The organism is Erwinia mallotivora (genome assembly GCF_000590885.1).
GTDB classification, from domain to species: domain Bacteria; phylum Pseudomonadota; class Gammaproteobacteria; order Enterobacterales; family Enterobacteriaceae; genus Erwinia; species Erwinia mallotivora.
This window is the reverse complement of record NZ_JFHN01000053.1, coordinates 83,339-105,927: the sequence shown is the minus strand read 5'-3', so window position 1 is coordinate 105,927 and position 22,589 is coordinate 83,339. Positions and strand designations below refer to the sequence as shown.

Sequence of the window (22,589 nt, the reverse complement as noted above, 5' to 3'; positions counted from 1 at the left end):
GTTAATGGCTTATTCAGTACAAAAGTCCACCATTGCGAAAGTCGTTGGCTTATCGATTGTGATGATGCTGGCCGCCTGTTCCAGCGATCAGCGATACAAGCGTCAGGTCAGTGGTGATGAATCCTATCTGCAGGCCGCTGACGTCAGCGAATTGCAGGCACCAGCAGGCGTTGTTCTGCCGCTGCAAAACGGGGACTTTGACATTCCTTCTGCCAGCGCCAACGGCGCGATTGGTAAGCAACTGGACATCCGCCCGCCCGCTCAGCCGCTGGCATTGATGAACGGCACCCGTACCCAGTTTGCCGGTAACAGTGGTGTGCTGCTGCTGGACAATGACCGCAGCGGTGCTTTATGGCCACAGGTCGTGGATGTGATTCAGGCGCGCAATTATCCAGTTGCCAGCCGCACAGATGCCAGCCAGACCCTGACCACTGACTGGGTCCAATGGAATCGCGCAGATGAAGATCACCAGTATCGTGGTCGTTATCAGATAAGCGTCCAGCAGCAGGGATATCAGCAGGCGCTGAATGTCAGACTTTTAGAGTTGCAACAGGAAGGTAAAGTCGTTAATTCCCCTGTTCAGCTTCAGCGCTACACCGCGCAGATGCTCAATGAGCTGAGCAGCGGTCTGGATAAGATGGAAACCAGTCGCGAAAATGCGGCTGCGAAGCGGAGTGCAGCGCAGATTGATGTGCAGAGTGGAGCGGATGACACCGGTCTGCCTAATCTGATCGTGCGCGCGCCGTTTAATACCGTGTGGGAGCGCCTGCCAAACGCGCTGGAACGCGTTGGCATGAAGGTTAAGGATAAAAATCGTTCGCAGGGTAGCCTGAGTGTCACCTATAAGGCACCGGACAGTGAAACCTGGGATCAGCTGGGTGCAAAAGATCCGCAGTTGACCGAGGGCGATTATAAAATCCAGGTAGGCGATCTGGATAACCGTAGTAGCCTGCAATTCCTTGATCCGAAAGGACACACTCTCACCCAGTCGCAAAACGATGCGCTGGTGGCAGTATTCCAGGCTGCGTTCAGTAAATAGCCGCTCAGGTCAGGTTGTTCCGACCTGAATGAAGAGGCTTATCCACACCCTGTCGGCGCTACGCTGGCAGGGTGTTTTATTTCCTGTCTGGCAAAAACCGTTATTCATCTCTGCGCGCTGCTAAAGGGGCAACAGCGATTTTTGCTTTGCCACGTAAACGATTGCTTCGGTTTTTTTATCGCAGAACGTACAATAGTCGCGGCTAATATTTTCAGTTCTCATGTGGAGTTAACAAGATGCAAAAGCAAGCTGAGTTGTATCGCGGCAAAGCGAAAACCGTTTACAGCACCGAAAACCCGGATCTGTTGGTACTCGAATTCCGAAACGATACATCAGCACTGGACGGTGAGCGTATCGAACAGTTTGATCGTAAAGGGATGATTAATAATAAGTTCAATTATTTCATTATGAGCAAATTGCAGGAAGCTGGCATCCCAACCCAGATGGAGGCGCTGCTTTCTGACAACGAAGCGCTGGTGAAAAAACTGGATATGGTCCCGGTGGAGTGCGTGGTGCGTAATCGTGCGGCGGGTTCGCTGGTGAAAAGGCTGGGCGTGGAAGAAGGAATGATCCTCAATCCGCCGCTGTTTGATCTCTTTCTGAAAGACGATGCGAAACACGACCCGATGGTCAATGAATCTTACTGTGAAACCTTCGGCTGGGTGAGCAAAGAGAATCTGGCCCGTATGCGTGAGCTGACTTACCAGGCGAACGACGTACTGAGCAAGCTGTTCCTTGATGCCGGTTTGATTCTGGTGGATTTTAAACTGGAATTTGGTCTGTTTAAGGGAGAGGTGGTGCTGGGGGATGAGTTTTCTCCTGACGGCGCAAGGCTGTGGGACACCGAAACCCTGGATAAAATGGACAAAGATCGTTATCGCCAGAGCCTGGGTGGTCTGATCGAAGCTTATGAAGAAGTGGCTAACCGTCTTGGGGTCAAACTGGACTGACTACCCGTTACTGAACGGCGGCAGCACAACAAAGGTCATTTGTCCCTTCGTGTTATTTGAACGACACGGAGGGGTCATCCTCAACCTTCCTCTCCGGCAACCTGCTTTTATTCCTGTTTCCACAGATAACTGTCTGTTCCATCAGCATATCTTGCTGTCGCCAGGCCGAACACGACTCATCAGAGCGTAAAGATGCCGGGTGCAGATGACGACCAGCGTTCAGGTGCGCAATGGCAATGAAAACGGTCTGCTAATCCCGACTTCCGATGTAGCCAGATTCCTGCTGGTCTGGTGTCAGCTCCGGTTGCCGACTAAAATCATGCCTCTATCAGCAGGTTTACCGTATCCAGGAGTGATTTATGCGTTGGCAGGGGAGGCGCGAAAGCGACAATGTGGAGGACCGTCGGAATGAATCTGGTGGTTACAGCGGCGGTGGGCGCATACGTATTCCACGCGGCAAAGGTGGAATTATTCTGCTGCTCATTGTTATGTTCGCCGGTTACTACGGCTACGATTTAACGCCACTGCTGACCGGTGATGGCAGCTCACTTTCCCGTTCGCAGACCACCCATCAGGGCGGTGATGAAGCGGCTAAATTCACTAAAGTGATACTGGCTACCACCGAGGATACCTGGTCGAAAATTTTTCAGAAAATGGGTAAAACCTACACGCCCCCCAGACTGGTAATGTACCGTGGTTCAACGCCCACAGGCTGTGGTAACGGCCAGTCAGTTATGGGCCCGTTTTATTGTCCGGCAGACACGACCGTCTATATCGATCTCTCGTTCTATGACGAGATGAAAAATAAACTCAAAGCCGGTGGCGATTTTGCTCAGGGCTATGTTATCGCTCATGAAGTCGGTCACCATGTGCAGCATTTACTGGGGATCGAACCTAAAGTTCGCCAGTTGCAACAGGCCGCGACGCAGACTCAGGCCAGGCAACTCTCGGTGAAGATGGAACTCCAGGCGGATTGCTTTGCCGGCGTCTGGGGTCACTATATGCAACAGGAGAATGTGCTGGAGGCCGGGGACTTGCAGCAGGCGCTGAATGCGGCACAAGCGATTGGTGACGATCGTCTGCAACAGCAGAGCCGTGGCCGGGTGGTGCCGGACAGCTTTACTCACGGTACATCACAGCAGCGTTACAGCTGGTTTAAAACTGGCTTCGACAGCGGCAATCCGGGACGCTGCGATACCTTCAGTGGCCACTGATGATTGATTTTTCAGAAGTTATTGCGCATACCGCTACCCTGCAACAGCAGGGAAAGCGGCAATTGCTGATCCTGAGTGGCGATCCCTCGTGGTGTCTGGATCAGGTGGCATTATGGATGGCTGCATTACCAGGAGACTGGATGTGGCTGGGCGATGTGCCGCACAGTCCATTGCACTGTTCGCCGAAAGCGTTGCGCACGCTGCTGGGACAGGAGTTTTTACATGCGGTATTTGATGCGCGGGCAGGATTTAATGCTGATGCGCTGGCGGCGCTGAGCGGCACCTTGCGGGCAGGAAGCTGGCTGGTGATGCTGGCTCCGGCGTGGCATCACTGGCCGAAGCAGGCTGACAGTGACTCTGTACGCTGGAGCGAGATGCCTGCCGCTGTTGCCACCCCCAATTTCATATTGCGCTGGCAACAATTAGTTCTCCAGGATCCGCAGGTGGTGCTGTTCCGTCAACACACTTCCTTCCATCTGCCGCAGCCAGAACCTGCCGAAAAGTGGCAGCCGGATGCGATTTCGCAACAACAACACCTTCTGCACAAATTACTGGCCAGCAAGCCTGGCATCTATGTCCTGATTGCGCCGCGTGGCCGCGGAAAATCGGCACTGGCGGGCTTGCTGGCGAGCTGCTGGCCCGGACGCTGTCTGGTCACCGCTCCGGCAAAAACGTCTACCCGCGTGCTGATGAAATTTGCGGGTGAAGCCGCTGAGTTTATCGCCCCCGACCATCTGCTGGCTTTGCAGCCAGCAGAGAGGCCGCAGAATGTTGACTGGCTGCTGATAGACGAAGCTGCGGCCATTCCTGCGGCGGTATTACAGCAACTGGTTGCTGTCGCCCCCCGCATTCTGCTGACCACCACCTCGCAGGGGTATGAAGGCACCGGACGAGGCTTTTTGCTGAAGTTTTGTGCCAGCCTTGCCAACGCGACGGTGCTGGAGCTGACCCCGCCGCTGCGTTGGTCAACAGAGGATCCGCTGGAGCGGTTTATCGACCGGGCATTGCTGTTTAGTGAGCCCGACATCGTTACTGACAGGTCTGAAGTGCATTATTGCTTTCCCGTACAGGCTGATTGGCAGAGTCAGCCCTGGTTACCGGAAGGGATGTATCAGCTGCTGACCAGTGCTCACTATCGAACCTCACCACTGGACCTGCGGCGAATGATGGATGCGCCGGGTATGCATTTCAGTGCTGCATTACAGGGTGAAAGTGTGCAGGGGGCGTTGTGGCTGGTGGATGAAGGCGGCCTGGAAGAGCGTCTGGCTCAGGCCGTCTGGGCAGGATTCCGCCGACCGGCCGGAAACCTGGTGGCGCAGTCTCTGGCAGCCCACGGCGGCTTTCCGCTGGCCGCTATGTTGCGATCGCGGCGCATCAGTCGCATTGCTATCGCACCGGCATTGCGTCGTCAGGGGATTGGCCATGAAATGGTAAGGCAAAGCGTTAATCGGGCTGACGGGCTGGATTTTGTCTCCGTCAGCTTTGGCTTTACTGCCTCCCTGTGGCAGTTCTGGCAGAGATGCGGATTCAGGCTGGTGCGACTGGGTAGCAAGCCAGAGGCCAGCAGTGGCTGTTATACCGCGATGGCTGTGCTGCCGTTGAGCCAGCAGGGAGAAAAACTCGCCACCCATGCAGCACAGCGTCTGGCGCGAGACTGGCCGTGGTTGCAACGTCTGCTTGATGGTGTTGATATCGATTTGCCTGAGCATAACGCATCCATTGTTGAGGAGGACGAGTGGCGTGAACTGGCCGGATTTGCCTGGGGCCAGCGGCCCTTTGAGGCGAGCATGGCGGCGCTGGACCGTCTGGTCAGCAGGACGCAAGATTTGCCTTTGTTACAGGGCGCATTGCTGCAACAGCTTTCTGACAGGGAGCTGTGCCGACAGTCTGGTTTATCAGGCCGTAAAGCACTGCTGGCAGGCTGGCGACGCGAGGCTCAGCAGGCACTACAGGCGCTGGACGCGGCGCGCAGCAAAAGCTGGCAGGATTTTATTCGCTCACTGAACTGAACGTCGCACGTCCCTGCCTGGGATCTTTAATGCAATACTTTCTGAGCTTAAGTCGTCAGACTTCAGGATGCCGCCATGCTGTTTTGACCCGCCGTTGAGAGGGGAGCCCGGGATGTCAGGGAGGAGGGGCCACAGTCTGGCCCCAATCGGGACGGTTATTTCTTTTTCGGCCAGTCGTCGTCGTCGTCCCATTTATCATTAAAATCACGGTGAGGCGGTAGATCCGGCTTGTTATCCATATATTTTTTATGATCGATGCGTTTCAGATCTTTGTAAACGTTCATCAGTACGCCGACCATCAACACAATCACCAGTAACCACCAGAACTCTTTTAACCATTCCATATCATCCCCTATGCTATCAGCTGTTCCATGATGCGTTGATACATGCGGCTCAGCAGTTGCAGATCGGCCGCTTTTACGCACTCATTGATTTTATGAATGGTTGCGTTTACCGGCCCTAACTCCACGACCTGTGCTCCCATTCGGGCAATAAAACGCCCGTCTGAGGTGCCGCCTGTGGTCTGCAACTGTGGCTTGATTTCATTATAGTGCTCAACGGCATTAACCACGGCATCCACCAGTCTGCCATTTGGGGTGAGAAACGGCTGGCCGGAAACCTGCCATTCCAGGGTGTAGCGCAGCTGGTGGCGATCCAGCAGCTCCTGTACGCGCTGCTTAATCAGTTCTTCAGTCAGTTCAGTGCTGAAGCGAAAGTTAAACTGCACAAAGAATTCACCAGGAATAACGTTATTGCTGCCTGTTCCGGCCTGCATATTGGCAATCTGCATACTGGTCGGCGGGAAAAAGGCATTGCCGTTATCCCATTCGGTTGCCACTAATTCATTCAGGGCGGGCAGTGCACGATGAACCGGATTATCAGCCAGATGCGGATAGGCAACATGCCCCTGAACGCCATGCAGCGTCAGGTTGGCAGTCATCGAGCCGCGACGACCATTTTTCACCACATCACCGACAATCTCCGTGCTGGACGGTTCTCCAACCAGGCAATAATCCAGCCGCTCGTTACGCGCCATCAGCGCCTCGACCACTTTAACCGTGCCATTGGTGGCGCTGGCTTCTTCATCAGAGGTTATCAGGAAGGCCAGACGACCCCGGTGATTTGGGTGAGTGGCGACAAAGCGTTCTGCGGCGACGATCATCGCGGCCAGAGAGCCTTTCATGTCCGCCGCGCCACGGCCATATAACATGCCATCGCGAATAGTGGGTTCAAACGGAGGATTGATCCAGCGGCTGACGTTTCCTGCGGGCACCACATCGGTATGACCGGCAAAGGCCAGGGTCTCACCGGTGCCGCGCCAGGCCCAGAAGTTGAGGGTGTCGCCAATGTTAAATGGCTCCACGGTGAAACCAAGCGCCAGCAGGCGGTCAATCATAATGGACTGACAACCGGCATCATCCGGGCTGAGGGAAGGGCGACGAATAAGCTGCTGCGTCAGCTCAATGACCGGACAGAACATGATCAGGCATTCTCCGCAATAAATGACTGGTAAGTGGATTCACTGAAACCCAGCAGCGTCGCGCCTTCATGGCTGCGAAGCAGTGGACGTTTAATCATTGCAGGCTGTGCCAGCATCAGTTCTGCGGCGCTCTTTGCATCATTCACATTATTACGGGTTTCTTCGCTCAGTTTACGCCAGGTAGTGCCGCGGGTGTTAAGCAGCGCTTCCCATCCCGTATGGGTTATAAAATCGTCCAGCAGACTGGCATCCAGCCCATCAGTACGATAATCATGAAACTGATAATCCACGCCCTGGCTCTCCAGATATTTCCGTGCTTTCTTAACGGTATCGCAGTTTTTTATGCCGTACAGGACGAGCTCAGCTTTTGTAGGGTTTTCCATATTGATTTACCGTGTTCTGTCTGATTAAGGTGGTAGCATACAGGCGATCATAAAGCGTGAAAACCATAATGGAAATTCATGATAAGCATTTGATTAATGATTAATATATTCAGATGAGTAAAACAGTGGGGCAGTCTGGCGGCAAGGAACGGCTTCGTTGCTGATAAGGGAAAGGATTTATCTTAAACGCTGACAGGGGCGCGCTGCGGCTGGCAGCGGACAAGTCAGGCCAGTCAGGATAAGCTGAATCTTTAACAGCCTGTTTAATCGCTAAATTTCCCCTTTTTATACTGACCTTTTTTACCGTGTCAGGCCGTTGTGCGATGAAAAATCTGGCACTATTGTTCCCTTCTTTTTCCTGTGGGTTTCAACTATATTCGAAGGCTCAGTCGCCCGCTGTGTGGTAGTGGTGTTTTACGGGCGTTGGTAAAGTAATCCGGATAATCCGGATTGACAGGAGATTCGGATAAGGTGGTCAGCCTGCTGACGGTAAAAAAGATAAGTAACCGCAGCAGAGATAATCCGGTCAGGGCCTGAAAGCAGCTTTTCGCAAAAGAGGAGGAACAAGATGAATTATATGAAAGCGTCTTCCGCCCATACGGTCGAAGAAACCCAGTCGATGATTGTCATTGTGAGAAAGAAAAAGACGCGCTGTGCTGATTTCAATCACGTTGTTGAAGCGGTACTGGCTGAGCATCCCGATGCTAAAACGCATATCGACAGCGACAGTGGCGGCTACGATAAAGTCATTGTTCTTAAATAGTATCGTCAGGCTGGGGAGGAGATAACACTTCTCCCTTGCGGCAGTAACTTTTACCGCTGTCAGATATCCAGGTGCCGCTTTTTTTACCTTTTTACCCCATCATCCTGTTTTCAGTGAAGTTCGTCCTGTTCCTGGAGAATTTTGCCTTTACCTGCCATATCATCCATTACAGTTTTGTTCGGTACTGCCGATAGCAGTAAGTGGGCACATTATGTTCACTCTGTGGTAGCATTCCTTGCATAACGAACTGACAATAACGAGAGATGATTATGATGATTGACAGAGAACTGGGGAACTGGAAAGACTTTATCGAAGCTATGCTGGCGCGTCGGTAACTTACTGGCAGCGTTGGAGAATTGGTTGGGTCATCCGAAGAGTGTAATCAAAAAGGCAGCCACTGGCTGCCTTTTTACTGCCCGATACCACCCCGTTCGCAGATGCTCATCCTGGGCAGGTTTTACCTCAATTCTGAGGTCCGCTTTTTACCGGAAAGCGTTGACGGACCAGCACGAAGAACAGAGGAACGAAGAAGATTGCCAACACGGTTGCAGAAATCATTCCGCCCATCACCCCGGTGCCTACCGCATGTTGACTGCTGGATCCTGCACCAGCGCTGATGGCCATCGGCAGTACGCCGAAGATAAATGCCAGGGAAGTCATCAAAATGGGACGCAGGCGCTGGCGCGAAGCTTCCAGCGTAGCCTCCAACAGGTCGCGGCCTTTACTGTTCATTTCATTGGCAAACTCGACGATCAGGATGGCGTTTTTGGCCGACAAACCGATTACCGTCAGCAGACCGACCTGAAAGTAAACATCATTTTCCAGGCCTCGCGCCCAGGTTGCCACCAGCGCGCCTACCACGCCCAGCGGCACCACCAGCATGACTGAGAAAGGAATTGACCAGCTTTCATACAGCGCAGCGAGGCAAAGGAACACCACCAGCAGTGAGATAGCATACAGCGCAGGAGCCTGAGAGCCGGTGAGACGCTCCTGATAAGAGGCCCCGGTCCATTGCAGACCAAAGCCACCGGGCAGCTGACTGACAATTTTTTCCATGATGTCCATTGCCGTACCGGTACTGACACCTGCGGCAGATTCACCGACAATCTCCACCGCTGAGTAGCCGTTATAACGCTCCAGGCGTGGCGAACCCGTTTCCCAGCGGGTGGTGGCAAAAGCTGAGAACGGCACCATGCCGCCACTGCTGTTGCGCACATACCACTTACTGATGTCGTCCGGTAACATGCGGAAAGGCGCCGCAGCCTGCACATAAACCTTTTTGACTCGCCCCCGGTCAAGGAAGTCATTGACATAAGTTGAACCCCAGCCGGTTTGTAGCGTGTTATTGATATCATCAATCGCCACGCCGAGCGCCTGTGCTTTGCGCTGGTCGATGTCAATACGCAACTGCGGGGTATCATCCAGTCCGTTATGACGAACGCGGGTCAACGCCGGATTCTCGCCTGCCAGCGCCAGTAAGCGATCGCGAGCCTGCATCAGTGCATCGTGTCCCATTCCGGCATGGTCCTGTAACTCCATGTCAAAACCTGCTGAGTTACCCATGCCGGTAATTGCAGGCGGGCTGCTGGCAATAACCCGTCCCTCCTTAATTTTTTTAAAAGCATGGGTGGCTCGCTCGATAATGGCGAAAGAGCTGTTTTCGCTTCCTGGCCGGTCTGCCCAGTCTTTCAGGCGGACAAACATGCGGGCCACATTCTGACCATTGCCGCCGGGTCCGGCCCCGATGGTTGAGAACACTGACAGAACATTATCTTTCTCACTGGTGAGATAGTACTGCTCCACCTTGTTCACTACCTTTGCGGTTTGTTGCAGGGTTGCTCCGGGCGGTAATTGCACCTGCGTGGTAAAGACGCCTCTGTCTTCCAGCGGCAAAAAGGAGGTGGGCAGACGCAGAAAAAGAAATGCCATGCCGCCAATAATCAGCATATACAGCATCAGCCAGCGTCCGGCTCTGGCGAGAATTCTGGCCACCCCGCGCTCATAGCGTGCGGCATTATTGTTAAAGGTGCGGTTGAACCAGCCAAAAAAACCACGTCGGCCGTGATGATGCCCCTTCGGAAGCGGCTTAAGCAGCGTAGCGCACAGGGCAGGGGTAAGAACCATCGCCACCAGTACTGAAAGCACCATAGCGGAAACGATGGTGATGGAGAACTGACGATAGATAGCGCCCGTGGTGCCACCAAAAAATGCCATCGGAATAAATACCGCTGACAGCACCAGCGCGATGCCAACCAACGCGCCCTGAATCTGCCCCATCGATTTTCGCGTGGCATCCCTTGGCGACAGACCCTCTTCACTCATGATCCTTTCGACGTTTTCCACCACCACGATAGCATCATCCACCAACAGGCCTATCGCCAGCACCATGGCAAACATGGTTAGCGTATTGATACTAAAACCACAGGCGGAGAGGGTGGCAAAGGTGCCAAGAAGCACTACCGGAACGGCGATAGTTGGGATGAGCGTGGCGCGAAAATTTTGCAGAAACAGATACATGACCACGAACACCAACAGCACGGCCTCAATCAGCGTTTTTACTACGTCTTCAATCGAAGCAGTGACAAAGGGTGTAGTTTCGTAGGCAATCTCGGCTTTCAGCCCGTGAGGAAAGTAGTGGGAGAGCTCGGCAATGCGCGCCCGCACCAGCTTATCGGTTTTTAACTCGTTAGCACCTGAGGCCAGTTTAACCCCCAGACCTGAGGCGGGTTGACCGTTATACTGACTCAGATAGTCATACTTCTCTGCACCCAGTGCCACCTCTGCCACATCGCTGAGTTTTACCTCGGATCCATCCTGATTGACCCGCAGAGTGATATTGCGGAACTGTTCGGGTGTGGTGAGCAGTGACTGAGAGTTGATGGTCGCATTCAGCGCCTGTTTATCTACCGAGGGCAGACCGCCTAACTGGCCGACGGCGACCTGACTGTTTTGCGATTCAATGGCGCTGACGATATCAGAGGTGGTCAGCGAATAATTAACCATCTTATTGGGATCGAGCCAGATACGCATGGCATATTGCGAACCATAAGCGTCAACCTGGCCGACCCCGTCAATACGACTTAATGGATCCTGCACGTTGCTGGCGACGTAGTCAGCAATATCCTGTTTATCCATACTGCCATCGGTCGAGACAAAGGCCACCATCAGAATATTTGTGTCGCCGGTTTTGGTGACGGTGACGCCCTGAGACTGAACATCCTGAGGCAGTTTACGCAGCGCGGTTTGTAACTGATTTTGTACCTGCTGTCGCGCTTCATCAGGATTAGTACCGGCAACAAACGTCAGGGTAATGGTGGCCTGCCCGGTGTTACTGCTCTGAGAGGACATATACATCAGATTATCGATACCGGTCATGTTTTGTTCGATAACCTGAGTCACGGTATTTTCCAGCGTTTCAGCCGAGGCACCAGGATAGTTGGCGGTGATACGGACATTGGGCGGCGCGAGATCGGGGTATTGCTCTACCGGAAGTGAAAAAATAGCCAGAGTGCCGGTCAGGCAAAGCAAAATTGCTATCACCCAGGCAAAAATCGGGCGGTCGATAAAAAAATTCGCCATTGAATTTTTAACTCCAGGCTATTTATCGGGAAATGGACGCACATCGCGTCGGATATGAATATTGAAGACGCTGCCGGAACAAATTTTTCAGATTATTCAATATGCTTCGACATCAACTCACTTTACCTGCCATACCCCGGATAATCGTGGAGAAATTGAGAAGAAAGTGTAAATTATCGTACTGATTACTCTGTATCTGGCCAGCGCTTTATCAGGGGCGTCGGCCAGTATCTGCTTTGTTAAATGGGGCGGCAGAAAAGTGAATATGTTTGCTTGAAATGACCTGAATATGCCGATAAGTTGGCAATTAATCAGCAGCGATCTGTTCCATATTCATATCAGGTTACATTTACAATAAAAAGCAACTTAAGTTGACGATTCTTGGTAGAGCGCTTCACTTGCATCACAATCCTTTAACGCATTTACGTCACACAAACGCAGTTTTTCATTAGCCTGTTCATAATTATCCTCGTTATCAGATACAACCCCTGACAGAACTCAACGAGGACGATTCTATGAACATTAAATTCCCGGTACTTTTCGCTGCTGCCGTTGTTGCTGCCACCTCATTTTCCACACTTGCTGCAACCCAGATTGATCAGAGCCAGAGCCAGGATTTACAGGAGATAGGGGTAGTTTCCGTTTCCGGTGTGCGTGGCTCCATTGATGATGCCACCCATAAGTTGAGACAGAAAGCCGAGGAGATGGGGGCATCCCACTATCGCATCATTGGCGTTGACAACCCTGGTGACTCAAGTCAATGGACTGGCACCGCGCAGATCTACCGTTAATTCAGATATCCCTCCCATGTAGCTCAGATTTACCCTTCCTTGCCTTATGGCCGCCTGGTGCGGCCTTTTTTTTTGCGCTGTCTGGCAAAAATTACAAAAGGTCACGATTTCCGCTCCAGATTTTTTGCGTCAACATTACAGAACGGTTAGGATGCATCGCCGCAATTTACCTGCTTCCGTTAAGAAGATAACTACAGGAAGCAGTGGCTTGCCCGGACGTTTGCGCAGTAACGCAAACGTTTGGTTGGCATGTGTAAACCAGAACACCCGGGATGGGCTGCCGTATCACTGTGGACAGGATAATAGGATAGAAAATGAAAGCTGATAAAAAGGCGGTTGCAGAGAAGCGCGCCGCAAGAAGACGTTGGTTAAATTCTCATGATTCCGGCTATCAAAAAGCGATGGACAATCGTCATGTGCAGATGATTGCTATTGGTGGGGCGATTGGGACGGGGCTTTTTCTTGGTGCCGGTGCCCGTTTACAGATTGCCGGTCCTGCACTGGCTGTTGTCTACTTAGTCTGCGGTATCTTCTCTTTCTTTATACTTCGCGCCCTCGGCGAACTGGTATTACATCGTCCTTCCAGTGGTAGCTTTGTCTCTTACGCTCGTGAGTTTCTTGGTGAAAAAGCCTCTTATGTGGCCGGTTGGATGTACTTTGTCAACTGGGCGATGACCGGCATTGTCGATATCACCGCAGTGGCGCTGTATATGCACTATTGGGGAGCTTTTGGCGATGTACCACAGTGGGTGTTTGCCCTGGGTGCGCTGGCCATTGTCGGAACCATGAACATGATCGGCGTGAAGTGGTTTGCTGAAATGGAGTTCTGGTTTGCGCTAATCAAAGTGCTGGCTATCGTTGTCTTCCTGATTGTCGGCGTGGTATTTCTGGGAAGTGGTAAGCCGCTGGATGGTAATGCCACTGGCTTCCATCTTATTTCCGATAATGGCGGCTTTTTCCCTCATGGTTTGATGGCCGCACTGGTGCTGGTTCAGGGGGTGGTGTTTGCCTTTGCCTCTATTGAACTGGTGGGCACCGCCGCAGGTGAGTGCAAAGACCCAAAAACCATGCTGCCAAAAGCCATCAACAGTGTGATCTGGCGCATCGGTCTGTTTTATGTTGGATCGGTAGTGTTGCTGGTGCTGTTGTTACCGTGGAACGCCTACCAGGCCGGTCAGAGCCCATTTGTCACCTTCTTTACGAAACTCGGTGTACCTTATGTCGGCAGTATTATGAACATTGTGGTACTCAGTGCCGCGTTGTCCAGCCTCAACTCTGGCTTGTATTCCACGGGGCGTATTCTGCGCTCGATGTCTATGGGCGGATCTGCGCCGCAGTTCATGTCAAAAATGAGCGGTCAGCAAGTCCCTTACATGGGGATTCTGGTCACCATCGGTGTCTATATTATCGGTGTATGGCTTAACTACATCGTGCCATCACGGGTATTCGAAATTGTACTGAACGTGGCTTCTCTGGGGATTATCTCTTCCTGGGCCTTTATCGTGGACTGTCAGATGCGTCTGCGTAAAGCGATAAAAGAAGGTCGTGCTGAAGATGTCAGTTTCAAATTGCCGTGGGCACCGTTCACATCCTGGCTGACACTGCTGTTTCTGGCCAGCGTGCTGGTTCTGATGGCGTTTGACTACCCGAATGGCACCTGGACTATTGCTTCCGTACCGCTTATTGCTGTGATTCTGATCCTTGGCTGGTTTGGCGTGCGCAAGCGTGTTCATCAGGTGGCGCAGACGGAACACCAGCAGGTAAAAGAAGACGTTAAGAAATAAGAGTGCCCGCTGCCGGACGCGCTGCGCTGGCAGCAGACCCGCGTAAGGAAAGCGTTGGTCTGCGCGGATACGGTGGCCGGGTTGTTACCGCATTCAGTTAGCCGCAGGCTGGTTTTCCTGGGGCTCGCGCTCTATGATGACAGGCTCCCGCAAACGCTACGGAGCCTGTATGTCAGCCAAAATTGAAGTCATCAAAAACAAAATCCTGTCAGATAACTGGTTCGTTCTGCGTAATTTTACTTACGATCTCATTGCCAACGATGGTTCAACCCTCCGCCACAAACGTGAAGTCTATGACCGGGGTAACGGTGCCACCATCCTGTTATATAACCGGGAAAAAAACAGCGTCATTCTTACACGCCAGTTCCGCATTGCAACCTGGGTAAATGGTAACGAGAGCGGGATGTTGATCGAGGCCTGTGCCGGACTTCTTGATGATGACTCGCCTGAAGACTGCATCCGTAAAGAAGCGATTGAAGAGACCGGCTATCAGGTGGGAGAAGTAAGAAAGCTGTTTGAAATGTATATGTCACCCGGCGGCGTAACCGAGTTAATTCACTTTTTTGCCGCAGAATACAATGACTCACTGCGCGCTAATGCGGGTGGAGGCGTTGATGATGAGGATATTGACGTGATGGAAATCACTTTTCCTCAGGCCTGGGCGATGGTGAAAAGCGGGCGGATCAAAGATGGCAAGACGGTGATGCTGTTACAGCAGGCGTTAATCGAAGGCTGGCTGAAACTGGTTTAAGCAGACTGAAACCATCGTTGCTCATGCGGGACCTGGCGCTGATTTTCACAGGGGGGCTGACCGTCATCCCCGGGGTTTGAAAGGTGTCAGGTTCAACTGCCGGTATGGCGTTATTGCTGGCGTATCGCTCCGTTGGCCCCGGAGTGCAGCCGCATTCAGCAGACAGCGCTCAACAGATTCTTTCATCGCACGACGTAATAAGTGGGCTGGCTCCAGACCGTTATGGCACGCATTGATTTTTTCCTGTCTGCTTAAAAATCAACGGTGGGTGGTTCAGGTGATATACAGGAATAGATTAATTAAAAACTTTTCTTTGGAAACGTCGGTCTTTTTTAACGGAACTTATTAAGTGAGAGTTTTTGTTAATCTGTATTTATTCAGTCCTCAGCAATAAATAATGTAAGATTCTTTTTTTTGCATTCCAGATAGTGACTCTGATCACAAGAATATCATCATTTCAGTACCACCATCGGCAATAAAAAAGGGAGGTTACTTGCTGATAAAAAAGAATATTCTCACCCTTGTATGCGTTGATTACCCTGAGCAGGCGTCAGAGTTTGTCCGATTAATCTGATTGTGCAGATAGTTCCTTCCCGGCATGATGCAGCCATTACGCAATTGCATAATAAAGCGGCATGTGTCTCTTAATTAAGTGAATCAATATGCGTTTTTCGTGGGTTCAGATAATAACCTTCTCCTGAAGGTCAGCTATTACGCTATATTTACTTTTCTTAATTATTCAGGGAACCCTGTGATCAATGCGCTACTGGATGAACTGCCTTTTAGCGATGTTGTTATTTACAGCTTCGCTACATGCGCAACCACTGCAAAAAATTATTTCTGACTGGCAAATTACCTGTAATAACCTTAATTATTGTGTGGCGCGTAATTTTCCGGCAGATAATGGTCTGGTGATGACGATTGCCCGTCATGCGGGAAGTAATGACCGTCCTTTGCTGCGCATTGATTATGGCAGTCCTTATGCTAATGAGCTGAGCGGTGCCGCCTTGAAAGACAGCCTCCTTCTGGACGGGCGACGTCTGAAACCCGATCTCAAACACTGGGAGGTACAGCCTCACCATCTTACGACGGCACATGCGATCGCCATCGACGAATTTCTGGTTCAGACTCTGAATGCCGATAACATCCAGCTGCTGTATCGACCCGCTGCTGCCATCTCGCTGCATGGTCTGAAGGCCTCACTGTTGCTGATGGATGAAGTGCAGGGCCGGTTGAACGGAATGAGTGCCTGGGTAAAACAGGGCAGCCGTGCTGCCAGCGATGTGCCCCCCGAACCATCGATGCCAGTGATTGTTCCACCTGTGAATCCGCCGCTGGCGCTGACACGCAGTGAAAGTACCGGCCTGATTGACTTCGGTACATGGCGGATCAATGCCGATGAGTGTTCGCTTGATCCCCAGCGGCGTGAAGTCAGCGTTTCTCCCTTGAATGACAAAAAAGCCTTGTTACTGGTGAGCTGTGAAATGGGGGCATATAACGTTATCGACAGGGCTTACGAAGTAACCCGCAGTGAACCTTATGTGGTACAGCAGATCACTCTGACGCTACCCTTTGCACCACCCGGCAATACCTACAAACAGATGGAGCTGGTCAATGCCGCCTTCGATCCTGATACCAGTCAACTGGTGACCTTCAGTAAAGGCAGGGGATTAGGTGATTGCGGAGTAACGTCACGCTGGCAATACACCGGCAGTGAATTTGTACTGGTAGAATATGCTCAGGAACAGACCTGTGATGCCTGGCATGGTAGCGATGACTGGCCGACAATGTGGACCAGCCTGACACAGCCCCGCACCGTGGTGGGGGAGGTGGAGATGAGTCCCTGATTGCACCCCAGGGCCGCTGATTCTTAATCGCCGTTCTCTTTAACCGCTTCCCTGAACAGATCCAGCAGCGTCAGCATTTGCGGGTCGAGCGTAATGAGATCTTTTTTGACCAGCAAATGTAGCGGTGTTGCTCTGAGCACGCCACTCTGTAGCGGCAGACGTTTCAGCTGACCCGAGGTCAGTTCGCTACTGATTCGTTCTGCTGGTAGCCAGCCATATCCCACCTGATGCATTACGGCTTCAATGGCTGCTTCAATCGTGGAAAATGACCAGGATTCACCGCTGCCATGAGCGATCTCTTTTCTGTCGGCGATACGAATCAGGGGATACTGCGCAAGTAACTCCTCGTGTATTGGGCCATCTTGCTGAAGCAGGGGATGATCCCGCTGTGCAACAGCGACGAAATTAACATTCATCAGCCATTCACCGCGCCCGGTCAAATCCTGCCTGCGGGTCACAATCATCACATCTGCATCACTGCTGTCGTTGGCATGTGATTCCAGAACTTCGCTGAGGTTAATCTGGGTATGGGGATGAATTTGCTGGAAACGTCTCAGCACCGGAAACAGGATGCTGCGGGGAAAAATAGTATCAACCAGCAAATCAAGGCGGGTACGGAAACCTTCGCGAACGGATGAGGCCCAGGCTTCCACCGAATGAAAGGTTGCCAGTAGCGGCCGTACCTGTGCCAGTAACAATTCTCCGGCGGGAGTCAGCACTGTCCTGCGCCCCTGTGGTTCAAGCAGTGTTACGCCCAGCCTTTCCTGCAAAATAGCCAGATTGTAACTGACGGACGACTGACTGCGATGGGTGACTTCTGCTGCTCTGGCAAAACTGCCCTGAGCGACCACTTCACTCAGCAGGCTCCATTGTTCAAGCGTCGTTTTATGCATTTTAATCTGATTTTTGAATGAATTTTATCGAAAATTAGCGTTTTTTATTCATAAAGTGAAGCATTAACCTTGTCTCATTGCAAAGATGAGGAGCAAAAGATGAACACTTTTGATAAACAGAATCTGGATGGTATTACCGGCAAACATCTGGTTTACACCTATGACAACGGCTGGAATTACGAGCTGTATATTAAAAATGAAAACACGGTGGATTACCGCATTCACAGCGGTATGGTGGGTAATCGCTGGGTGAAAAATCAGCATGTTTATATCGTACGGGTTGCGCAGGATATTTATAAAATTTCCTGGAGTGAGCCAACCGGCACGGATGTCAGCCTGATTGCCAATCTGGGGGATAAATTATTTCATGGCACCATTTTTTTCCCTCGTTGGGTAATGAATGAGCCACAAAAAACCGTTTGCTTTCAGAATGACCATTTATCGGAAATGGCCAGCTATCGTGAGCAGGGGCCAGCATATCCCACTGAAGTGATTGATGAATTTGCAACCATCACCTTTGTCCGCAACTGTGGCAAAGACAACGAGACGGTCATTGACTGTCCAGCCAGCGAGCTGCCCGCGAATTTTCCAGACAATCTTTAAGAGGAAAGAGCGGGATGCGCATTGATTGTTATAAGGAACATATACATGCAACTGACGACGAAAGTATTTATCAGCAGTGATAACCACAATGGCTTTGGCGTGAGTTCAACGATCATTCTGGGGGAGAATGAAGCCATACTGGTTGACGCACAGTTCACCCTTGCCAATGCGCACCGGCTGGTGGCGGAAATCATCGAAACGGGCCGGAACCTGACGCGCATCTTCATTACTCATTTGCACCCGGACCATTTCCTTGGGGTGGAAGTGATTAAATCTGTCTTTCCTGCTGCTGAAGTGATCGCATATAAGCAGGTCGCTGCTGATGTCAGTGATGCCTGGGATTTTAAAATCGATTACTGGGGCAGGGAGGTGCTGAAAGAAAACGGTGCCACCCGCAAATTTGCCATCAGAGAGATTGAAGAAGATACGCTGCTACTGGAAGGTCAGCAGATTAAAATTGTTGGTGTGATGAGCGGTGACTGCATAACCGTCACGCCATTATGGATCCCCTCGATCCGCACTCTGATTGCTTCTGATGTGGTCTTTTCCGATGCGCATGTCTGGATGGCCGACATGCGTACGCCGGAGCGAATAGCAGGATGGATGGCGAGCCTGGACAGGCTTGAGGCGCTGGGCGCTAAGACGGTGATCCCCGGTCATTCGCCCATCAGATCCTCACTCTCTCCTTCGGCAATTGGTTTCACCCGCCGGTATATTGGTGATTTTATCAAAGCATTACATCGAACGGAGAACAGTCGGCAGCTCATCGCGGAGATAGACAGAATTTATCCAGGATTGCCCGTCAGGATCTGTCTTGAGTACAGCGCCCGGATTTTAAAAGACCATTATGTCTGGCCTGGCGACTGGCCGCTCTCTCTGCGGGAAATGGCCTGTACACTTTGATTCTGGCGCATCTGCCAGCGGTTGATGACTGTTGAACTGTCGTTTATGGCGTGGAATGAGACCAGTCAGCGAGATAAAAAAATGCACCTGAGAATGCGGACGCCCATTCGTCAGGTGCAACGTTCAGTCGGGGACGGATCCCCTGTTTATCAGCGAGGTTTCAACAGTGCTTCAGCATGACTGACAATGTTTTCTACCGTAAAGCCAAACTCGGTAAACAGTTTGTCTGCCGGAGCTGACTCGCCGAAACCTGTCATACCAACAATGGCGCCGTTAAGACCAACATATTTGAACCAGTAATCTGCGATTCCGGCTTCCACCGCTACGCGGGCGCTGACCGTTGATGGCAACACTGATTCGCGGTACGCCACTTCCTGCTTGTCGAACAGGTCGGTGGACGGCATGGAAACCACGCGCACCTGGTGACCACTGACGCTCAGTTTTTCCGCCGCAAGCAGCGTAATTTCCACTTCCGAACCGGTGGCAATCAGAATCACATCGGGCGTGCCCTGCGAGTCTTTCAGCACATAGCCGCCCCGGGCAATATTTTGTAACTGCTGTTCGTCACGTGCGGGCTGAGCCAGATTCTGGCGGGAGAGGATCAGTGCTGTCGGACCATGATGACGCTCAATTGCCTGCTGCCATGCCACTGCGGTTTCCACCTGATCGCAGGGACGCCATACGCTCATATTCGGCGTTACGCGCAGGCTGGCGAGCTGCTCAACAGGCTGATGGGTGGGTCCATCTTCCCCCAGTCCGATAGAGTCATGGGTGTAGACCAGTATCTGGTGCGCTTTCATCAGCGCCGCCATGCGCACGGCATTTCGGGCGTATTCAACAAACATCAGGAAGGTGGCGGTGTAAGGGATAAAACCACCATGCAGCGCAATACCGTTGCCGATTGCCGTCATGCCGAATTCGCGAACGCCGTAGTGGATATAATTCCCGGCATGATCTTCATTAATGGACTTTGAGCCTGACCAGATTGTCAGATTACTCGGTGCCAGATCGGCAGAGCCTCCCAACAACTCTGGCAGGGTTTTGCCCCAGGCTTCCAGAGTGTTTTGCGAAGCCTTACGGCTGGCAATTTTTTGCGGGTTGGCCTGCAAATGAGCGATAAACTTCTGCGTCTCCTGCTGCCAGGCATCGGGCATAGTACCGTGCATCCGGCGGGTAAATTCTGCCGCCAGCTCCGGGAACGCCGCCTGATAAGCTGAAAACTTCTCATTCCATGACTTTTCGTATTTCGCACCGGCTTCTTTGCCATCCCACTGAGCATAAATCTCTTTCGGGATCTCGAACGGAGGATAATTCCAGCCCAGCTGTTTACGGGTAAGCGCGACTTCTTCTGCGCCCAGTGCTGCACCGTGTGCTTCTTCTTTACCGGCTTTATTTGGAGAACCGAAACCGATGGTCGTTTTACAAATCAGTAATGAGGGTTTGTCGGTAACGCTTTGCGCTTCTTTAATAGCTTTACTGACCGCATCGGGATTGTGACCATCGATATCGCGAATGACATGCCAGTGGTAGGCCTCAAATCGTTCGGCGGTGTCGTCGGTAAACCAGCCTTCCACTTCACCGTCGATCGAGATGCCGTTGTGGTCATAAAAACCAATCAGCTTGCCAAGGCCCAGCGTCCCGGCAAGGGAACAGACCTCATGAGAAATCCCTTCCATCAGACAGCCATCACCCATAAATACCCAGGTGTGGTGATCGACAATGTTGTGACCTTCACGGTTAAACTGTGCGGCCAGGGTACGTTCTGCAATCGCCATACCCACCGCGTTTGCCAGCCCCTGCCCCAGAGGACCGGTAGTGGTTTCCACGCCTGCGGTGTAGCCATACTCCGGATGACCGGGGGTTTTGGAGTGCAACTGACGGAAGTTTTCCAGCTCAGACATTGGCAAATCATAGCCGGTGAGATGCAGCAGGCTGTACAGCAGCATTGAGCCGTGGCCGTTGGACAGGACAAAACGGTCGCGATCGGCCCATGCCGGATTTGCCGGGTTATGGTGCATAAAATCACGCCACAATACCTCAGCAATATCTGCCATACCCATAGGGGCACCGGGATGGCCGGAATTAGCTTTCTGCACGGCATCCATACTCAGCGCACGGATTGCATTAGCCAGTTCTCTACGTGAAGACATATTTTTCTCCCTGCAATTGGGGCGGAGAGCAGGGCAAAGCCTGCTCATTCTGAATAACGTTACAGCTTAGCAGACAGCACATCTTCCAGCTTTTGCTGGTCAACGGCGAACTGGCGAATACCTTCTGCCAGTTTATCCACTGCCATGGCATCCTGGTTGTGTTCCCAGCGGAATTCGGCTTCTGAAAGCGGAGCTGGGTGGTGGAAGGCCTCAGTTGATGGCGTCAGTTTACGCTCAACCGGCGCATCGCTGGCCTGCAACTCTTTCAGCAGGTCAGGTGAAATGGTCAGGCGGTCACAACCGGCAAGTGCAAGGATCTGCTCCGTTTTACGGAAGCTGGCCCCCATGATCACCGTGTTATAGCGATGCTGCTTGTAGTACTCATAGATTTTTCGCACGGATACCACACCCGGATCTTCATCAACCACGTAGGGTTGCTGAGGTTTGCGGCTGTTGTACCAGTCATAAATACGCCCGACAAACGGCGAAATAAGGAACACGCCCGCTTCCGCACAGGCACGCGCCTGAGCAAAAGAGAATAACAGGGTAAGGTTACAGTTGATGCCGTTCTTTTCCAGCTCTTCTGCGGCGCGGATCCCTTCCCAGGTTGAGGCCAGCTTGATCAGAATACGTGAACGGTCAATCCCGTTATCTTCGTACATCCGCACCAGCTTTTCGGCTTTGCTGACACACATGCCGCGATCAAAAGAGAGGCGGGCATCCACTTCGGTGGAGACGCGACCTGGCACGCTTTTCAGGATCTCCATACCCAGATTGACGGCCACTTTATCACTGGCGTTAATAATTTGCGTTTCTTTGCTACCGCCCTGTTTTCTGGCGTAATCAACCGCATCAGTAATCAGATGTTTATAAGAGTCCAGACCGGAAGCTTTAAGAATCAGAGAGGGGTTGGTGGTGGCATCTTCGGGATGGTAGTTACGGATTGATTCGATATCGCCACTGTCAGCCACCACGGTGGTGTATTGTTTCAGTGCGTCTAGCTGGTTCATCTCATAGCTCCTTGATGTGCAATGTGCAAAAACAAACAGGGCCGCGCGGAGGAGGGAATTTTCATCAGGGCAGCGCCGGTACTCCCCGACACGGTGAATTTTTCAGACCAGACAGTGCATCAGACATTCGGTAATGGGAATGCGTTTTCTCTGATTGTTGCAATGGGTTGGTCCAATGGATGGCCGGCGGGCAGACAAAAGTACAATTAACTATAGCAGCTCTGTGAAGTTGCGCGCTGGCACGGCCGCTGACTATCCTGTCATCCCACTGTCAGCAATAGTGTGACGCGCAGCGGATTTAAGCGTGTATCCGCATGACAGGATGGTGCTGCGTTGTTACTGGCGGCTGAGAATGAAGGAGAGGCGGGCGGTCGTGCCAGAGTAAACCATCAGGCTAAGCAAGCCTGGCTGACATAATCCGGCCACGGGGTGAGCAGGCC

Annotated in this window: 19 protein-coding genes; 12 read left to right on the top strand and 7 right to left on the bottom strand. The window is 52.1% G+C overall.

Annotation, left to right across the window (positions count from 1 at the left end; genetic code table 11):
• The first annotated feature begins 4 nt into the window (after positions 1-4).
• From bamC to BG55_RS13010, 4 genes are all read left to right on the top strand, one after another.
• Positions 5-1,039 (top strand): outer membrane protein assembly factor BamC, encoded by a 1,035-nt coding sequence (gene bamC / locus BG55_RS13025; protein WP_034938308.1) that lies wholly within the window; start codon positions 5-7, stop codon positions 1,037-1,039.
• 236 nt (positions 1,040-1,275) lie between these two features.
• On the top strand, positions 1,276-1,989 hold the full coding sequence (gene purC / locus BG55_RS13020; RefSeq protein WP_034938307.1) for a phosphoribosylaminoimidazolesuccinocarboxamide synthase: 714 nt from the start codon (positions 1,276-1,278) through the stop codon (positions 1,987-1,989).
• A gap of 359 nt (positions 1,990-2,348) precedes the next feature.
• Positions 2,349-3,203 (top strand): KPN_02809 family neutral zinc metallopeptidase, encoded by an 855-nt coding sequence (gene ypfJ, locus BG55_RS13015; RefSeq protein WP_034938305.1) that lies wholly within the window; start codon positions 2,349-2,351, stop codon positions 3,201-3,203.
• Entirely contained in the window at positions 3,203-5,212 is a 2,010-nt protein-coding gene (locus tag BG55_RS13010; RefSeq protein ID WP_034938304.1) for a tRNA(Met) cytidine acetyltransferase TmcA, read from the top strand. The genes ypfJ and BG55_RS13010 overlap by 1 nt, the downstream gene beginning before the upstream one ends.
• A 155-nt stretch (positions 5,213-5,367) precedes the next feature.
• On the opposite strand, the gene BG55_RS13005 is transcribed toward BG55_RS13010, so the two are convergent.
• From BG55_RS13005 to BG55_RS12995, 3 genes are read right to left on the bottom strand one after another with little or no spacing between them, the layout of a single operon-like run.
• Positions 5,368-5,556 (bottom strand): YpfN family protein, encoded by a 189-nt coding sequence (locus tag BG55_RS13005; protein ID WP_034938302.1) that lies wholly within the window; start codon positions 5,554-5,556, stop codon positions 5,368-5,370.
• An 8-nt stretch (positions 5,557-5,564) separates the two neighbouring features.
• Positions 5,565-6,692: a succinyl-diaminopimelate desuccinylase gene (gene dapE / locus BG55_RS13000; protein WP_034938301.1), complete on the bottom strand. Its 1,128-nt coding sequence runs from the start codon at positions 6,690-6,692 to the stop codon at positions 5,565-5,567.
• Between the two features lie 2 nt (positions 6,693-6,694).
• Positions 6,695-7,075: an ArsC family reductase gene (locus tag BG55_RS12995; protein WP_034938299.1), complete on the bottom strand. Its 381-nt coding sequence runs from the start codon at positions 7,073-7,075 to the stop codon at positions 6,695-6,697.
• Positions 7,076-7,643: 568 nt separating this feature from the next.
• Between BG55_RS12995 and BG55_RS12990 the strand changes: the two genes are divergently transcribed.
• Together BG55_RS12990 and ypfM are read left to right on the top strand one after the other, a co-directional pair.
• A complete protein-coding gene (locus BG55_RS12990) occupies positions 7,644-7,838 on the top strand; it encodes a hypothetical protein (protein WP_034938298.1) in 195 nt (64 codons plus the stop codon).
• Positions 7,839-8,110: 272 nt separating this feature from the next.
• A complete protein-coding gene (ypfM, locus tag BG55_RS23515; RefSeq protein WP_152542787.1) occupies positions 8,111-8,173 on the top strand; it encodes a protein YpfM in 63 nt (20 codons plus the stop codon).
• A gap of 127 nt (positions 8,174-8,300) precedes the next feature.
• Here the strand turns inward: ypfM and acrD are convergent, their stop codons facing one another.
• Positions 8,301-11,417: a multidrug efflux RND transporter permease AcrD gene (gene acrD, locus BG55_RS12985; protein ID WP_034938296.1), complete on the bottom strand. Its 3,117-nt coding sequence runs from the start codon at positions 11,415-11,417 to the stop codon at positions 8,301-8,303.
• A 515-nt stretch (positions 11,418-11,932) separates the two neighbouring features.
• Here acrD and BG55_RS12980 point away from each other — a divergent pair.
• The 4 genes from BG55_RS12980 (at position 11,933) to BG55_RS12965 (ending at position 16,590) form a co-directional block, all read left to right on the top strand.
• Positions 11,933-12,208 (top strand): YdgH/BhsA/McbA family protein, encoded by a 276-nt coding sequence (locus BG55_RS12980; protein ID WP_034938294.1) that lies wholly within the window; start codon positions 11,933-11,935, stop codon positions 12,206-12,208.
• Between the two features lie 314 nt (positions 12,209-12,522).
• A complete protein-coding gene (ansP, locus tag BG55_RS12975; RefSeq protein WP_034938293.1) occupies positions 12,523-13,992 on the top strand; it encodes an L-asparagine permease in 1,470 nt (489 codons plus the stop codon).
• Between the two features lie 169 nt (positions 13,993-14,161).
• The gene (gene nudK / locus BG55_RS12970) at positions 14,162-14,743 is read left to right on the top strand and encodes a GDP-mannose pyrophosphatase NudK (RefSeq protein WP_034938291.1); all 582 of its coding nucleotides are present in this window, start codon (positions 14,162-14,164) and stop codon (positions 14,741-14,743) included.
• A 758-nt stretch (positions 14,744-15,501) separates the two neighbouring features.
• Positions 15,502-16,590 (top strand): DUF1176 domain-containing protein, encoded by a 1,089-nt coding sequence (locus BG55_RS12965; protein WP_034938289.1) that lies wholly within the window; start codon positions 15,502-15,504, stop codon positions 16,588-16,590.
• Positions 16,591-16,613: 23 nt separating this feature from the next.
• Here BG55_RS12965 and BG55_RS12960 read toward each other — a convergent pair whose 3' ends face one another.
• On the bottom strand, positions 16,614-17,483 hold the full coding sequence (locus BG55_RS12960) for a LysR family transcriptional regulator (RefSeq protein WP_034938288.1): 870 nt from the start codon (positions 17,481-17,483) through the stop codon (positions 16,614-16,616).
• Between the two features lie 99 nt (positions 17,484-17,582).
• Here BG55_RS12960 and BG55_RS12955 point away from each other — a divergent pair, with 99 nt between their 5' ends.
• Together BG55_RS12955 and BG55_RS12950 are read left to right on the top strand one after the other, a co-directional pair.
• Positions 17,583-18,086 (top strand): phenolic acid decarboxylase, encoded by a 504-nt coding sequence (locus BG55_RS12955; RefSeq protein WP_034938286.1) that lies wholly within the window; start codon positions 17,583-17,585, stop codon positions 18,084-18,086.
• Positions 18,087-18,131: 45 nt separating this feature from the next.
• Positions 18,132-18,989 carry an MBL fold metallo-hydrolase gene (locus tag BG55_RS12950; RefSeq protein ID WP_034938285.1) on the top strand — a complete coding sequence of 286 codons (858 nt, stop codon included), beginning with the start codon at positions 18,132-18,134 and terminating at the stop codon, positions 18,987-18,989.
• A 149-nt stretch (positions 18,990-19,138) separates the two neighbouring features.
• Here BG55_RS12950 and tkt read toward each other — a convergent pair whose 3' ends face one another.
• The gene (gene tkt, locus BG55_RS12945) at positions 19,139-21,139 is read right to left on the bottom strand and encodes a transketolase (protein WP_034938283.1); all 2,001 of its coding nucleotides are present in this window, start codon (positions 21,137-21,139) and stop codon (positions 19,139-19,141) included.
• A gap of 59 nt (positions 21,140-21,198) precedes the next feature.
• On the bottom strand, positions 21,199-22,149 hold the full coding sequence (gene tal, locus BG55_RS12940) for a transaldolase (protein ID WP_034938281.1): 951 nt from the start codon (positions 22,147-22,149) through the stop codon (positions 21,199-21,201).
• Positions 22,150-22,589 lie beyond the last annotated feature (440 nt).

Coding starts and splice junctions, on each gene's coding strand:
- acrD (WP_034938296.1), bottom strand. CDS start 11,417: ATGGCGAATTTTTTTATCGACCGCCCGATTTTTGCCTGGGTGATAGCA.
- purC (WP_034938307.1), top strand. CDS start 1,276: ATGCAAAAGCAAGCTGAGTTGTATCGCGGCAAAGCGAAAACCGTTTAC.
- BG55_RS12990 (WP_034938298.1), top strand. CDS start 7,644: ATGAATTATATGAAAGCGTCTTCCGCCCATACGGTCGAAGAAACCCAG.
- BG55_RS12960 (WP_034938288.1), bottom strand. CDS start 17,483: ATGCATAAAACGACGCTTGAACAATGGAGCCTGCTGAGTGAAGTGGTC.
- BG55_RS13010 (WP_034938304.1), top strand. CDS start 3,203: ATGATTGATTTTTCAGAAGTTATTGCGCATACCGCTACCCTGCAACAG.
- BG55_RS13005 (WP_034938302.1), bottom strand. CDS start 5,556: ATGGAATGGTTAAAAGAGTTCTGGTGGTTACTGGTGATTGTGTTGATG.
- BG55_RS12965 (WP_034938289.1), top strand. CDS start 15,502: ATGCGCTACTGGATGAACTGCCTTTTAGCGATGTTGTTATTTACAGCT.
- bamC (WP_034938308.1), top strand. CDS start 5: ATGGCTTATTCAGTACAAAAGTCCACCATTGCGAAAGTCGTTGGCTTA.
- BG55_RS12955 (WP_034938286.1), top strand. CDS start 17,583: ATGAACACTTTTGATAAACAGAATCTGGATGGTATTACCGGCAAACAT.
- tkt (WP_034938283.1), bottom strand. CDS start 21,139: ATGTCTTCACGTAGAGAACTGGCTAATGCAATCCGTGCGCTGAGTATG.
- BG55_RS12980 (WP_034938294.1), top strand. CDS start 11,933: ATGAACATTAAATTCCCGGTACTTTTCGCTGCTGCCGTTGTTGCTGCC.
- BG55_RS12950 (WP_034938285.1), top strand. CDS start 18,132: ATGCAACTGACGACGAAAGTATTTATCAGCAGTGATAACCACAATGGC.
- ypfJ (WP_034938305.1), top strand. CDS start 2,349: ATGCGTTGGCAGGGGAGGCGCGAAAGCGACAATGTGGAGGACCGTCGG.
- ansP (WP_034938293.1), top strand. CDS start 12,523: ATGAAAGCTGATAAAAAGGCGGTTGCAGAGAAGCGCGCCGCAAGAAGA.
- nudK (WP_034938291.1), top strand. CDS start 14,162: ATGTCAGCCAAAATTGAAGTCATCAAAAACAAAATCCTGTCAGATAAC.
- dapE (WP_034938301.1), bottom strand. CDS start 6,692: ATGTTCTGTCCGGTCATTGAGCTGACGCAGCAGCTTATTCGTCGCCCT.
- BG55_RS12995 (WP_034938299.1), bottom strand. CDS start 7,075: ATGGAAAACCCTACAAAAGCTGAGCTCGTCCTGTACGGCATAAAAAAC.
- tal (WP_034938281.1), bottom strand. CDS start 22,149: ATGAACCAGCTAGACGCACTGAAACAATACACCACCGTGGTGGCTGAC.